Origin of the sequence: Nocardia carnea (assembly GCF_029868325.1) — a bacterium.
Lineage (GTDB): Bacteria > Actinomycetota > Actinomycetes > Mycobacteriales > Mycobacteriaceae > Nocardia > Nocardia carnea_C.
Genome location: NZ_JARWNW010000091.1, coordinates 1 through 13,096, shown reverse-complemented (window position 1 = coordinate 13,096; position 13,096 = coordinate 1). Strand labels below are relative to the sequence as shown.

General features: G+C 67.4%; 11 protein-coding genes. 5 read left to right on the top strand and 6 right to left on the bottom strand.

From position 1 onward, the window contains the following. Nucleotides 1-457: 3-methyl-2-oxobutanoate hydroxymethyltransferase (locus QH196_RS32485; RefSeq protein WP_432279440.1), on the bottom strand; the 457-nt coding region annotated here is incomplete at its 3' end. Nucleotides 458-623: 166 nt separating this feature from the next. Here QH196_RS32485 and QH196_RS05740 point away from each other — a divergent pair. The 3 genes from QH196_RS05740 to QH196_RS05730 all read left to right on the top strand — a co-directional run bounded on the left by QH196_RS05740 (nt 624) and on the right by QH196_RS05730 (nt 6,666). Then, entirely contained in the window at nt 624-2,168 is a 1,545-nt protein-coding gene (locus QH196_RS05740) for an alpha/beta hydrolase (RefSeq protein ID WP_280414695.1), read from the top strand. A gap of 87 nt (nt 2,169-2,255) precedes the next feature. Continuing rightward, nucleotides 2,256-3,593: a glutamine synthetase family protein gene (locus tag QH196_RS05735; protein WP_280414694.1), complete on the top strand. Its 1,338-nt coding sequence runs from the start codon at nt 2,256-2,258 to the stop codon at nt 3,591-3,593. Between the two features lie 61 nt (nt 3,594-3,654). Continuing rightward, nucleotides 3,655-6,666, top strand: coding sequence for a bifunctional [glutamine synthetase] adenylyltransferase/[glutamine synthetase]-adenylyl-L-tyrosine phosphorylase (locus QH196_RS05730; RefSeq protein WP_280414693.1), 3,012 nt, complete (start codon nt 3,655-3,657; stop codon nt 6,664-6,666). 36 nt (nt 6,667-6,702) lie between these two features. Here QH196_RS05730 and QH196_RS05725 read toward each other — a convergent pair whose 3' ends face one another. Next, on the bottom strand, nt 6,703-7,119 hold the full coding sequence (locus QH196_RS05725; RefSeq protein ID WP_280414692.1) for a PIN domain-containing protein: 417 nt from the start codon (nt 7,117-7,119) through the stop codon (nt 6,703-6,705). Continuing rightward, on the bottom strand, nt 7,116-7,406 hold the full coding sequence (locus tag QH196_RS05720; protein WP_280414691.1) for a hypothetical protein: 291 nt from the start codon (nt 7,404-7,406) through the stop codon (nt 7,116-7,118). The genes QH196_RS05725 and QH196_RS05720 overlap by 4 nt, the downstream gene beginning before the upstream one ends. 180 nt (nt 7,407-7,586) lie before the next feature. Between QH196_RS05720 and QH196_RS05715 the strand changes: the two genes are divergently transcribed. Together QH196_RS05715 and QH196_RS05710 are read left to right on the top strand one after the other, a co-directional pair. Next, the gene (locus QH196_RS05715; protein WP_280414690.1) at nt 7,587-9,092 is read left to right on the top strand and encodes an MFS transporter; all 1,506 of its coding nucleotides are present in this window, start codon (nt 7,587-7,589) and stop codon (nt 9,090-9,092) included. 6 nt (nt 9,093-9,098) lie between these two features. Further along, nucleotides 9,099-9,662: a TetR/AcrR family transcriptional regulator gene (locus QH196_RS05710; RefSeq protein WP_280414689.1), complete on the top strand. Its 564-nt coding sequence runs from the start codon at nt 9,099-9,101 to the stop codon at nt 9,660-9,662. A 110-nt stretch (nt 9,663-9,772) separates the two neighbouring features. Here QH196_RS05710 and QH196_RS05705 read toward each other — a convergent pair whose 3' ends face one another. The 3 genes from QH196_RS05705 to QH196_RS05695 form a co-directional block, all read right to left on the bottom strand. Next, on the bottom strand, nt 9,773-10,657 hold the full coding sequence (locus tag QH196_RS05705) for an alpha/beta hydrolase (protein ID WP_280414688.1): 885 nt from the start codon (nt 10,655-10,657) through the stop codon (nt 9,773-9,775). A gap of 243 nt (nt 10,658-10,900) precedes the next feature. Then, entirely contained in the window at nt 10,901-11,029 is a 129-nt protein-coding gene (locus QH196_RS05700; protein WP_033244978.1) for a putative transporter small subunit, read from the bottom strand. Then, nucleotides 11,026-12,711, bottom strand: coding sequence for a sodium:solute symporter family protein (locus QH196_RS05695; RefSeq protein WP_432278196.1), 1,686 nt, complete (start codon nt 12,709-12,711; stop codon nt 11,026-11,028). The genes QH196_RS05700 and QH196_RS05695 overlap by 4 nt, the downstream gene beginning before the upstream one ends. Nucleotides 12,712-13,096 lie beyond the last annotated feature (385 nt).

The window sequence follows — 13,096 nt, the reverse complement described above, 5'->3', positions numbered from 1 at the left end:
TTGGCGTGCGATTCCTTCTCCAGCAGTTTCGGCGTCGTCCCCGACGACACCAGTGCGTGGAATCCGGACAGCGCACCGCAGGCGATGGTGATGAACAGGAACGGGAACAGACTGCCCGCGAACGCCGGGCCGGGCGCCGCGCCCCCCCCCCCCCCCCCCCCCCCACGCCGCGGACCAGCGGGATCAGCTCATCGGTGGTGATGGGCACGGTGGTGTCGTACCCGTACACCACATTGGCGGCCGAATCGCCGATCAGCAGGACCGGGATCCCGGCCTCTTCGAAGAGGCGGGCGGTGGAGTAGTCGTAGGCGGTGAGCATGGCCCAGCGTTCGCCCGTCGCCTTCATCTGCTGGAGATGCTGGACGCGGGTCGGCCGGCGGGCCGGTTTCGCGGAATCCGCGGCGCCGGGAGATTTCGCGGCACCGTAGGCGGGAGTTTCCGCGGCGGAATCGGACATGGCTGATGATTCGGACATCATCGTCCCTTTCGTCTCCTCGAGGCCCTGACCGGGTCCCCGGGTGGGTGTGACGCCTACCAGTGTGCACCCGCGGCGGAGCCGGAACTAACCCCGCGACCTGGTGCGGTTGGTCACATCCACGGGTGTCGGCGCTGGTGGCGCTAGCATGGCGCCGGTGCGGAGTGGGTGGTGTGGAGTGCCGGCGGGTGTGCTGGCGGCGGTGGCGATCCTGGTTGCGGGATGCGCGGAGGAACAAGAGGTGGCGACGGCGCCACCGGCGCCCGTCCCCGCGGAGCTGAGCCGCTTCTACGAACAGGTCCCGCAATGGGAATCCTGCGCCGGGTACGTCGCGCCGGGGGAGAGCCTGCCGCCGGCCGCGCAGTGCGCGCGCATCGAGGTACCGATCGACTACGCCGATCCCGACGGACCGACCGCGCAACTGGCGCTGTCGCGGCTGCGCGCGACCGGCTCGAAGATCGGATCGCTGCTGCTCAACCCGGGCGGACCGGGGATGTCGGGTCTGTCCACCGCCACGATCGGCGGCGGCACGCCGGTGGCCGAACGATTCGACCGGGTGGGTTTCGATCCGCGCGGGGTCGGCGCGTCCACCCCCGCGGTGACCTGCCTGACCCCGCAGGAGGCCGACGCCGAACGCGCCGAAACACCCGAGCCGAACACGCCCGAGGGGATCGCCGCCGACGAGGCCGAGAACCGCGAATACGCCGATCGCTGTATGGCGCGTACCGGCGAGGACCTGCTCGCTCATATCGGCACCCGCGAGGTCGTGCAGGATATGGACGTCATCCGGGCGGTACTGGGCGATCCGAAGCTCAACTATCTGGGTTACTCCTACGGCACGCGGCTCGGCACGGCGTATGCGGAGAAGTTCCCGGGCAATGTGCGGGCGATGGTTCTCGACGGCGCCATCGACCCGACGCAGGATCCGGTCGCGGAATCGCTGCGGCAGGCGGCCGGATTCCAGCAGGCCTTCGACGCCTATGCCGCGGACTGCGTGAAATCGGCGGACTGCCCGCTGGGCACCGACCCCGCCCAGGTGATCCCGCGGTTCCGGGAGCTGGTGGACCCCCTGTGGGATACCCCCGCGGCCACCACCGACCCCCGCGGCCTCAGCTACGACGATGCGATCACCGGCGTCCAGCAAACCCTCTACAGCGCCGATTTCTGGCCGGTGCTCACCGTCGCACTCACCGAACTGAGTCACGGTCGCGGCGATACCCTGCTGCAGCTTGCCGATATGTACAACGGCCGCCGCGACGACGGCAGCTACAGCAACCTGACCGATGCCTTCAACGCCATCCGCTGCGTCGACGACCCCCGGGTCACCGATCGGGCCGTCGCCGGGCGCCAGGACACCGAATATCGCGAGGCGGCCCCCTTCCTGGACGACGGCCGAGGTACCGGTGCGGCGCCGCTGGAACTGTGCGCGGGCTGGCCGGTGCCGAACACCAGCCAACCGCACGAGATTTCCGTGGAAGGCCTGCCGCAGACAGTCGTGGTGTCCACCACAGGCGATCCGGCGACGCCCTATCAGGCGGGCGTGGATCTGGCCGGGCAACTCGGCGCGGCCTTGCTCACCCATGAGGGTGATAGCCACACTGTGGTCTTCAACGGCGGCGCGACCTGCGTCGACGATGCGGTGATCAACTATCTGGTGGACCTGGAATCGCCGCCCGAGGGCCTGCGCTGCTGAGCGGGATCCAGCCGCGCCGACGAGCCGACACACAGCGCAGCACGCCATGTAACACGGATTTAACGCCAGATGCTTACGCTCGCGGACATGGATCGCCAGAAGGAATTCGTGCTGCGGACGCTCGAAGAGCGGGACATCCGATTCGTACGTCTCTGGTTCACCGATGTGCTGGGCTATCTGAAGTCCGTCGCCATCGCGCCCGCCGAGCTCGAAGGAGCCTTCGAAGAGGGCATCGGATTCGACGGATCGGCCATCGAAGGGTTCGCCCGGATCTCCGAGGCCGATATGGTGGCCCGGCCCGACCCGTCCACCTTCCAGGTACTGCCGTGGGCGTCCAGTAAAGGGCATCAGCATTCCGCCCGGATGTTCTGCGATATCACCATGCCCGACGGTTCGCCGTCGTGGGCCGATCCGCGCCACGTCCTGCGGCGTCAGCTGAACAAGGCCGGCGATGTCGGGTTCAGCTGCTACGTGCATCCGGAGATCGAATTCTTCCTGTTGAAGAACCAGGCCGACGGACTCCCGCCCGTCCCCGCCGATACCGGCGGGTTCTTCGATCAGGCCGTGCACGATTCCGCCCCGAACTTCCGGCGCCACGCCATCGACGCCCTCGAATCCATGGGTATCTCGGTGGAGTTCAGCCACCACGAAGGTGCGCCCGGCCAGCAGGAGATCGATCTGCGCTACGCCGACGCACTGTCGATGGCCGATAACGTGATGACCTTCCGCTATCTGATCAAGGAAGTCGCCATCGACGAGGGCGTGCGCGCGACGTTCATGCCCAAACCGTTCTCCCAGCACCCCGGGTCGGCCATGCATACGCATATGAGCCTGTTCGAAGGCGAGGCGAACGCGTTCGCCGACCCCGACGATCCGGATAACCTCTCGGGCACCGCGCGGGCGTTCATCGCGGGCATTCTCGAACACGCGCACGAGATCAGCGCCGTCACCAACCAGTGGGTGAACTCCTACAAGCGCCTCATCCACGGCGGCGAAGCGCCGACGGCGGCCTCGTGGGGCCGGTCCAACCGGTCCGCGCTGGTCCGGGTGCCGATGTACACGCCGAACAAGGCCTCGTCACGGCGGGTCGAGATCCGCAGCCCCGATTCGGCCTGCAACCCTTACCTCACTTTCGCCGTCCTGCTGGCGGCCGGCCTGCGCGGGGTCGAGAAGGGCTACGAACTGCCGTCGGAAGCCGAGGACGACGTCTGGTCGCTCACCGCGGCGGAACGGCGTGCCATGGGCTTCAAGGAACTGCCCGGCACGCTGGACGAGGCGCTCAAGGCGATGGAACGGTCGGAACTGGTCGCCGAAACGCTGGGCGAGCACGTCTTCGATTTCTTCCTGCGCAACAAGCGCCGCGAATGGGCGGACTACCGGACCCAGGTGACCCCGTTCGAACTGCAGGAGTACCTCGGGCTGTAACGACGCGGCGGCGGGCGGGGGTCCGGCACACTTCCCGCCGCGAACGGGTTAACTTTGGCTTATGGTCCGCCCCCCGTCCGCCCGGTCCGCCGTCCCCCGCGCCGGCCGGCTCGGATTGCTCGAGCCGACGGCCGCCGAATCGCTGACAACCCTCGGCTGGGACAATGTCGAGAGTATCGCCGTGCTGTGGGCGCTGTCGCGCGCACCGGACGCCGATCTCGCGCTCACCACCCTGATCCGGATCCGCGAATCCCTCGGAAGCGAGTGGGACGGTTTGGATTCCGCGATCCGGGCCGAGCCGACACTGCGGGGCCGGCTGTTCGCGCTCATCGGTTCCTCCACCGCCTTCGGTGATCACCTGGTCGCCGATCCGCGGGCCTGGACGATACTGCGCCGCGAGGAACTGCCCGACCGGGACGAAGTGATCGCCGATCTGCTCGCGGTGGTCGGCGCCGAACCGGAAACCGGGCCCAATGCCGCACCGATGTTGTTCCGCGCCACCGAATCCGGGCCCGAAGTGGTGGCCGCGCTGCGTAAACGCTACCGCGATCAGCTCATGCTGCTGGCCGCCATCGATCTGGCCGCGACCGTGGAGGACGAACCGGTCATCCCGTACGAGGTCGTGGGGCGCCAGCTCACCGCGCTCGCCGACGCGGCGCTCACCACCGCGCTCGCGGTGGCGGTGGCGCGGGTCTGCCGCGACGAACCGTGCCCGGTGCGGCTGGCCGTTATCGCCATGGGCAAAAGCGGGGCCTGCGAACTGAATTACGTCAGCGATGTCGATATCGTGTTCGTCGCCGAACCCGCCGACGCCACCGCCACCCGCCTGGCCGCGGAGATGATGACCGTCGGCAGTTCCGCGTTCTTCGAGGTGGACGCCGCGCTGCGGCCCGAGGGCAAGGCGGGCGCCCTGGTGCGCACGCTGGAATCACATCTGGCCTACTACCAGCGCTGGGCGCGGACCTGGGAGTTCCAGGCACTGCTCAAAGCGCGGCCGATGACCGGCGATCTGGAGCTGGGGCAGCAGTACCGCGCGGCCACCGAAGCAATGGTGTGGACCGCCTCCGAACGCCCGGATTTCGTTCCCGATGTGCAGGCCATGCGGCGCCGCGTCGAGGATCTGGTGCCCGAGGATCTGCGGGAGCGGGAACTGAAACTGGGCAGCGGCAGCCTGCGCGATGTCGAATTCGCGGTGCAGCTCCTGCAGCTCGTACACGGCCGGGTCGACCCGAAACTGCATGTGCAGGGCACCGTGGAAGCGCTGGCCGCGCTGGCCGCGCGAGGCTATGTGGGTCGCGAGGACGCCGCCAACCTCACCGCCTCCTACGAGTTCCTGCGCTTGCTGGAGCATCGGCTGCAACTGCAGCGGCTCAAACGCACCCATACCCTGCCCGCCGCCGACGACGAGGAAGGTATGCGCTGGCTGGCCCGAGCCGCGCATATCCGGCCCGACGGTAAACGTGATGCCGCCGGTGTCCTGCAGGTGGAGTTACGCCGCAACACCAGCCGGATCCGGCGCCTGCACACCAAACTCTTCTACCGTCCGCTGCTGGAATCGGTGGCCAGTATCGAATCTGCCGCACTGCGGCTCAGCCCCGACGCCGCCGTCCGCCAGCTCGCCGCGCTCGGCTATGCCGACCCGGAACATGCTCTGGGCCATCTGCGTGCCCTCACCAGCGGTATCTCCCGGAAGGGCCGGATCCAGGCCCTGCTGCTGCCGACCCTGCTGGCCTGGCTCGGCGATACCCCCGACCCCGATGCCGGCCTGCTCGCCTACCGGCGCGTATCGGAAGGCCTGAACGACCAGGACTGGTATCTGCGGGTGCTGCGCGACGAAGGCGCGGTGGGGCAGCGGCTGATGATGATTCTGGGCTCCTCGGCGTACCTGCCCGATCTGCTCATCAATGCTCCCGAAACCATTCGGATGTTCGCCGACGGGCCCGAGGGCCCACTGCTGCTGCGTACCAAGCCGGCCGATGTGGCGCGCAGTATCCTCACCGCCGCCGACCGCTACGACGACCCCAAACGTGCCGTGGCGACCGCCCGTTCGCTGCGCCGGCACGAACTGGCCCGGGTGGCCTCCGCGGATCTGCTCGGGTTGCTCGATGTGCCGCAGGTCTGCGCCGCGCTGTCCTCGGTATGGGTGGCTGTGCTGGAGGCGTCGCTGCGGGCGGTGATCCGGGCCAGTGTTGCCGAACGTGGTGCCCCCGCGCCCGCGGATTTCGCGGTGATCGGAATGGGCCGGCTCGGCGGGATGGAACTGGGTTACGGATCGGATGCCGATGTGCTGTTCGTCTGCGAACCCCGGCCGGGCGAGGACGAGCACGTCGCGGTGAAATGGGCCAACGGTATCGCCGAACAGGTGCAGAAACTGCTCGGCGCACCCAGTACCGACCCGCCGCTGCAGGTCGACGCCGGCCTACGTCCCGAGGGGCGCAGCGGCCCGCTGGTGCGCACGCTCGCCGCCTACGAGGCCTACTACCGCCAATGGGCGCAGCCCTGGGAAGTGCAGGCGCTGCTGCGGGCCCACCAGGTTTCCGGGGATCAAGACCTCGGGCTGCGATTCCTGCACACCATCGATCCGGTGCGCTACCCGGCCGGCGGTGTCTCGGCCGACGCCGTGCGCGAGATCCGGCGGATCAAGGCCCGGGTGGATTCCGAACGGCTACCCCGCGGCGCCGACCCCGCCACCCACACCAAACTGGGTCGCGGCGGGCTCGCCGATATCGAATGGACGGTGCAACTCCTGCAGTTGCGGTATGCGCACGAGGTCCCGGAACTGCACAACACCTCCACCCTCGAAGCGCTGGACGTCATCGGCAGCCACGAGCTGCTCGGCACCGAGGACACCGACCTGCTCCGGCAGTCCTGGCTCACCGCCACCGCGGCCCGCAATGCCCTGGTGCTGGTGCGCGGGAAACCCAGCGACCAGCTGCCCGCCCCCGGACGCACCTTGTCCGCGGTAGCGCGGGTGGCGGGCTGGCCCAGCGACGACGGCGGGGAATTCATGGACAACTACCTTCGGGTCACCCGCCGGGCGCGCGGGGTGGTGGAACGAGTCTTCGGCGTCTGACCCGCGTGTGGTCTCCTGGCGCCGGTCCGGCTCGACTCATACCCCGAGTGCGCGTACCCGCTTACCGCAGAGCTGCACCATATCGTCGACATCCGAGGTGAGGATGGCAACGGGTTTCACCGCGCGGAGGGCAGTGGCGGCGACTACCGCGTCGATGGCATATTTGTGGCCGTGTAAGCCTGCCGTACGCAGCAGTTCCATGGCGTGGAACGAGATCTCGTCGGTCACCGGCTCGATCCGCAGGCGGGATAGATGCCAGCGCAGTCGGCTACTGTTCGATCGCACGTCGAACGCTTCGATGGGGGTGAGGGCGCTGACGACGACGCGCAGATCGTTGTCTTGCGCCTCACGGACGTAGGCCGTTACTCGTGGGTCGGCGCTTACCCATTTGGACAGTCCCTCGCAATCCAGTACCAGCGTTCCGGCGCTCAGGCGGCTCGGCCGGCGTGTCACGTGCCCTCCTGGCGCAGGTCGGGATCTGCCTTGAGTTCACGAAAAAAGGCGGCGGCCTCATCGCGGAAGTCTGCTGTCGCGGATCCTGCGTGTTCTTCGTTGGCCAGTAGCGCCTCCTCGAGGAGGTCCCGTTCGATCTGACGTTCGACCGCGGCGTCGACGTATGCAGAAAAGCCGCGTGCGCCGACCCGCTCTCGAATCGCTCGAACATTCCCGGCGCGTAGTGACACGCTGATTTTCGAGGCCGGGCCGTCGCCGGGCGAATACTCCGCATGTGCTGCCGTCATGGCTCCACTTTACTACTCAAAGTAGGAATATTCGCGGGCTCCGGAAGTCGGACTGTCGGTCGGATGGTGGCATCGGCGAAGACATGATCGATCGGGCCATTGGGTGGCCGACGCGTTCCTGGAGTGTAAAAGCTCACTCGAGTGCTTCAACAACTCATTCGAGCGGTTAGAGTGGTTTCTGTGACTACCGAATACTTGGACACCTCGCTCCGCGCCGGCCGCCGGGAATGGGCGGCACTGGGTGTGCTGGTGCTGGTCGTCACCCTGCTCGCAGTCGACGCCACCGTGCTCTACCTGGCGGTGCCGGCGTTGACCGCCGATATCTCACCCACGGCCACACAGCTGCTGTGGATCGGCGATATCTATTCGTTCGTGCTGGCAGGCCTGCTGATCACGATGGGCAACCTGGCCGACCGCATCGGCCGGAAACGGCTGTTGCTCCTCGGCTCCGCGGCATTCGGTATCGCCTCGGTGATCTCCGCGTTCGCACCGAATCCCGAAATCCTCATCGCTGCCCGGGTGCTGCTGGGTGTGGCCGGCGCGACGCTGATGCCGTCGACATTGTCGATCGTCCGGGCGATGTTCGCCGATCCGAAACAACGCACCACCGCGATCGCGTTCTGGTCGATGGGCGCGACGGCCGGTGCGGCACTGGGGCCCCTGGTCGGTGGTGTGCTGCTCGAAAACTTCTGGTGGGGCTCGGTATTCCTGATCAACCTGCCCATCATGGCGCTCGTCCTGATCGCGGGACCGATTCTGATCCCCGAATCCCGCGGAAGTGCCACCACTGCGATCGATCTGCTGTCCTCCCTGCTGTCGATCGTGGCGATCGTGCCCCTGGTGTATTCCGTGAAGCATTGGGTCGGCAGTGGATGGGACTGGACGATCCCGGTCTGTGCGCTGGTCGGGGCGGCCGCCGGGTGGGTCTTCCTGCGCCGGCAACAGCAGCTCACCGATCCACTGCTCGATATCTCCCTGTTCCGGCTGCCCGCGTTCTCGGGTGCGGTGGCCGCCAACGGTTTGGCGATCTTCGCGTTCGTGGGCCTGCTGTTCTTCTTTTCCCAGTATCTGCAACTCGTGCGTCAGTACGGACCGTTACAGGCGGGGCTGGCCGAACTACCGACGACTCTGGCGTCGATGGCGGTCATCGCTTTCGTCGCCGTGCTGTCGGCGCGGCTGGGTGCCGGACGGGCGATCGGGCTGGGTCTCGGGGTCGCGGCGATCGGCCTGGCCGGGATCGGCCTGACCACCTCCCAGAGCACCTACTGGGGACTCGGTATCGCACTGGTCGTCGTCGGACTGGGGGTCGGTGTGGCGATGACGCTGTCGACGGACGCGGTGGTCTCGGCAGTACCGAAAGAACGCGCCGGCGCCGCATCAGCCATCGCCGAAACCGCCTACGAACTCGGAGTGGCCCTGGGTATCGCGGTCCTCGGCTCGGTCCATCTGGCGATGTACCGCTCGCACCTCGACCTGCCCGCCGGGACCGCCGGTGCCGACGCGGCGGCGGCCGAGCAGTCCCTCGCCGTAACCGTCGACACCGTCACCGATACGGTGGTCGTCGAGCACGCCCGCTCCGCGTTCGCCGACGCCGTGCAGACCACCTCGTTGCTTGCCGCGGGGCTTCTCGTCGTCTCGGCGGTAGTGGCCTGGCGGGTGATCCCCTCGCCACGGATATCGAGGTGAATGTTTATGCCCCGCACCGAACCGACTGCCACGCGAGACAAAGAACGCACTCGCCGGGCGATCCTCGACGCGGCCGAGCAGATGTTCGCCGAGCAGGGGTCCAAGGCCAGTCTCGCCGCAATCGCGAAGGCGGCGAACGTGACCCAAAGCGGTCTCCGGCATCATTTTCCGAGCCGCGCGGAGCTGCTGTCCGGGGTGGTCGAACACACCATCGAGCGCTGCTGGGCCGAGATCCACGCCGGTATCGACCTGTTCGAGAACAGGCCGGGCAAGTTCACCCGAGGCTATATCCGCGCGATGACCGGCGGCGGTGACCTCTACGGGGCCATTCTCGACCCGATCGCATTGAGCGCTGCGCTCGGCAACCTGTCCGAGGTCGAATCGCTGTACACCCGGGACGCCGAAAAGCTCGATGCCGCCTTCGACGCCGACGGTCTGCCCCGGGCACGTGTTCTGATCATCCGTTACGCCGCGGACGGACTCGCGGTCGCACGGTCCAGCCCCTACTTGACCGGCGCGGACCTTGCCGCGGCACGCGCGGAGCTACTGGCAATGACGGAGGAGCCCTGACCTCTGCCCGAGCGGACAACACGTAGCGGTGCAGTCCGGCCGCCGCGGCATGCACGAACCCGGTACCGTCTCGTCCGGCGTGCGTACGACCTGGCGGACGGGTGTGCGGCTCACACTCCTCCGTCGCCCGGTTCGCCGGACTCGGGCAGCCGGTCGGTCAACCAGGTGACGACATCGGCGAGGACCTGATCGCGTTCGGGTTCGTTGAAGATCTCGTGGTACAGGCCGTCGTAGCGGCGGACCGTGAGATCCGTAGTGCCCGCATGCTGTTCGATCCGGTCGGTACTCGCCGGTGCCGCGATGGCGTCGGCGGTTCCGTGCATCGCGAGGGTCGGTACGCGCAACTGCGGCAACCGTTCGAGGACCTGCCCGGCGGAGGTCAGGATCTCGGTGGCCGTGCGGGCGGGCAGCTTGCCGCGAAAGACGAGCGGATCGTTGTCGTAGGCGGTGACCACCTCCGGGTCGCGGCTGATCTGCGACGAATCCAGTGCCAGCACGCCCAGATTCGGGGCGAGGCGGGTGAGTACCGGCGCCAGCAGACGCTGCACCGGGTTCCCGGCGTCGATGAGCAGCGGCGGCGCCGAGACCACCACACCCGCGACGTCCAGCGGCGCCCGGGTGGCCAGGTACAGGGTGATCAACGCACCCATCGAATGCCCGATCACGAACGCGGGCACCCCGGGATTCTCGGCGCGGGCAAGCTCGAGCAGGGCCGCCACCTTGTCCGCGGCATCGTCGATCGAACCGAGATTGGCCGGCGCGCCGATCCGTGCGGATTCGCCGTGGCCCACATGGTCGAGGGCATGGACCGCGAACCCGGCCGCGGCCAGCGTCCGGCCGACATGGTCGTATCGCCCCGAATGTTCGGCCACCCCGTGGACGAGCACGATCACCCCGCGCACCGGTGCCTCCGGTAGCCAGGACCGGCGGGCGAGCCGGTGACCCGCATGCTCGAAGTTCCCGCGCTCGGTGCGGATGTTCTGGTCGCCGGCCACTGGTCCTCCCTCACCGCCGGTCCAGACGGTCCGCGGAAGCCGAGGTACCGACGAAGTTTCCGCGGCCCTCTCGGTTCCCGGCCCTCCGCTCGTCAGCGCCCCTGCCCCGGTGCGGCGTGCGCGATGAACAGGCGTCGGTTGAATTCGATCAGCCGAGCTTAGTTCACCCGGGACAGGAGCTCGCGGTTTCCGCGGATCCGTGCCGGCAGGCGCTCGTCGCGACCTGCCGGTTCACCGGCCGGACTAGATGATGTCGCGGCCTTCTGCTTTGGCGTCACGCCACTCCCGGACGAAGGCGCGCACGATGACGAACAGCACGCCCGCGACGATCAGCGGCCAGATCAGCACATAAAGGGTGAGCAGGGCGGTCATACGGTTTCCTTTCCGGCCGGGTCCAGAGTTTCCGGCTGCGTTGTTTCCACCGGCGGAGCATCGAAATCGCCTGTGCGCTGCTTGATGAGCGCGAAATCGAACTCACGTTTTGCCAGCAAGGTCAGCGCAACGCAGGTCACCGTGCTCACGGAATAGGCCACCAGCGACCCGGACAGCACGGGGTAGGTGTGCAGGAACCCGATGGTGAACGGCGCGGCCGCGAGAGTCGTGACCGTGCCCGCGACAAGGGCCACCCGGGTGCCGAAGAACCCGAACGCCATCAGCCCGAGCACCACGCCGATACCGATCGTCGACCACACATCGGAGACGATGCCGAGACCACCCGACAGGTCCACCCAGGAAAAACGGACGGGGATGAACGCGGCCAGGCCCAGAACCACCGCCGCGCTGAACGCGAGATTGGTGACCCGATTCCAGTAGAAACTCGCGATCACCGGGAAGACCAGTGCTCCCCACATCGCCCCCACGAAAACGAGCAGATCGAGGATGTTCAGCTGTGAACCGGCGAAGTAGAGCGCCGCCGCGATCGCGACGATCATGGTGATCCGGCCGATGAGGATCATCGTGCGCGGATCGGCATGTTTCTTGCCCGCCACATTGTGGCCGTAGATATCGGCCATCGTGATGGACGCGAGCGCGGTGAGGTCGGCATCGGCGGTCGAGGACAGCGAACCGATGATCATCACGAAGAACAGGCACAGCAGCAGCGGGCTCAGATACGTCGCCGCCATCTGCGGGATGAGGTTGTTGACATCGCCGTCCATCGGTTCGATACCCGCGTACAGGGCGATGACACCGAGCATGCCGATCCCGATGATCGTGGCCCCGTACCCGACGGTCGCGGTGACGAACGTCTTCTTGATCAAATCCTCGCGCACCGCGAACAGCCGCTGCGCGATCGTCTGGTTACCGATGGCGTAGGCCAGCACCGCCGCGATATAAGGGGCGCCCTGGTTGAAGAACGCATCGGAGGAGAAGAAATCGCCCTGCTGCGGGGTCAGGTTGGCTGCTCCGGTCTCGAACAGGGCGGGGCCGCCCGCGGCGAAGAAGACCACCGGAATGATGATCACGACCGCGCCGAGCATGGCGAGCACCTGGACGAAGTCGGTCAGCACCGAAGCGCGGAACCCCGACCAGAGCGTGTACAGCAGGATCCCGGCCGCGATCGCCACGATGCCCTGGCTGAAGGTGAACGGGGTGAGCATGCCGATGAGCGCACCGCCCGCGATCAGGTTCGAGGTCAGGCTGATCAAGCTGCCGATCACATTCGATCCGGCGAGCATGAGCTGACTGGATCGGCCGTGCCGGGCGTACATGACCTCCGCGATGGTGTGTGCCCGCGGCGCGACCTGCCGGATCCGGCGCCCGAACGGGTAGATCAGCAGGATCATCAGCGCGCCCCACAACCCGTAGTGGATGGGACCGGAGATGCCGTAGGTGTAGCCCGAGGTGGCCGATGCGTACATCGATGACGCCCAGATCCACGTGGCCGTCATCGAGGCGGCGGAAATCCCGAAACCGATCCGGCCGCCACCGGTCATATACCCGTCGGCGTTCTCCTTCTTCCGGCTGATCCGGAGGGATATGTACAGGCTGCCACCGAAGAACAGCAGGATGAGCAGGACCACGACGGGCCCCGATAGGCGTTGTAGCTCGCCCACAGCGTTCTCACTTTCTCGTCATGGACTCGGCCCACCGTGAAGCGGGACGAGCGGACAGTCGGATCCGAACGCCGCGTCAATCGGGCGGAACGACGCGGCCGGCCCGGCCGGTCATGCGCTGTGCGAAATCCACAGCTCTCCTTCCTGCGGCGTGCTGACCGCACGATGCGCGCCGCGCGGCGGCGCGCAACGTCGGCCGGGGGAATAAATAGGATTTCGGACGCAGAGCAGCCCCCAGTCCCGTGGCCGGGCCAGCTTGCTGGTGTTCCTGTTCGTCCTGTTCTTGAAGGTTCCGCTGCGAAAGCCGCGTGATCGGGCGGCACCGGCCGAGTCTCCGGCGGGCGGGGGCGGACCGGCAATCGCACCGGCGAATCGGTTCCATTAA

Bases quoted from the DNA above. Each gene is read 5' to 3' on its own strand.
- QH196_RS05740 (WP_280414695.1), top strand. From the start codon at position 624: ATGGCGCCGGTGCGGAGTGGGTGGTGTGGAGTGCCGGCGGGTGTGCTG.
- QH196_RS05735 (WP_280414694.1), top strand. From the start codon at position 2,256: ATGGATCGCCAGAAGGAATTCGTGCTGCGGACGCTCGAAGAGCGGGAC.
- QH196_RS05730 (WP_280414693.1), top strand. From the start codon at position 3,655: ATGGTCCGCCCCCCGTCCGCCCGGTCCGCCGTCCCCCGCGCCGGCCGG.
- QH196_RS05720 (WP_280414691.1), bottom strand. From the start codon at position 7,406: ATGACGGCAGCACATGCGGAGTATTCGCCCGGCGACGGCCCGGCCTCG.
- QH196_RS05710 (WP_280414689.1), top strand. From the start codon at position 9,099: ATGCCCCGCACCGAACCGACTGCCACGCGAGACAAAGAACGCACTCGC.
- QH196_RS05700 (WP_033244978.1), bottom strand. From the start codon at position 11,029: ATGACCGCCCTGCTCACCCTTTATGTGCTGATCTGGCCGCTGATCGTC.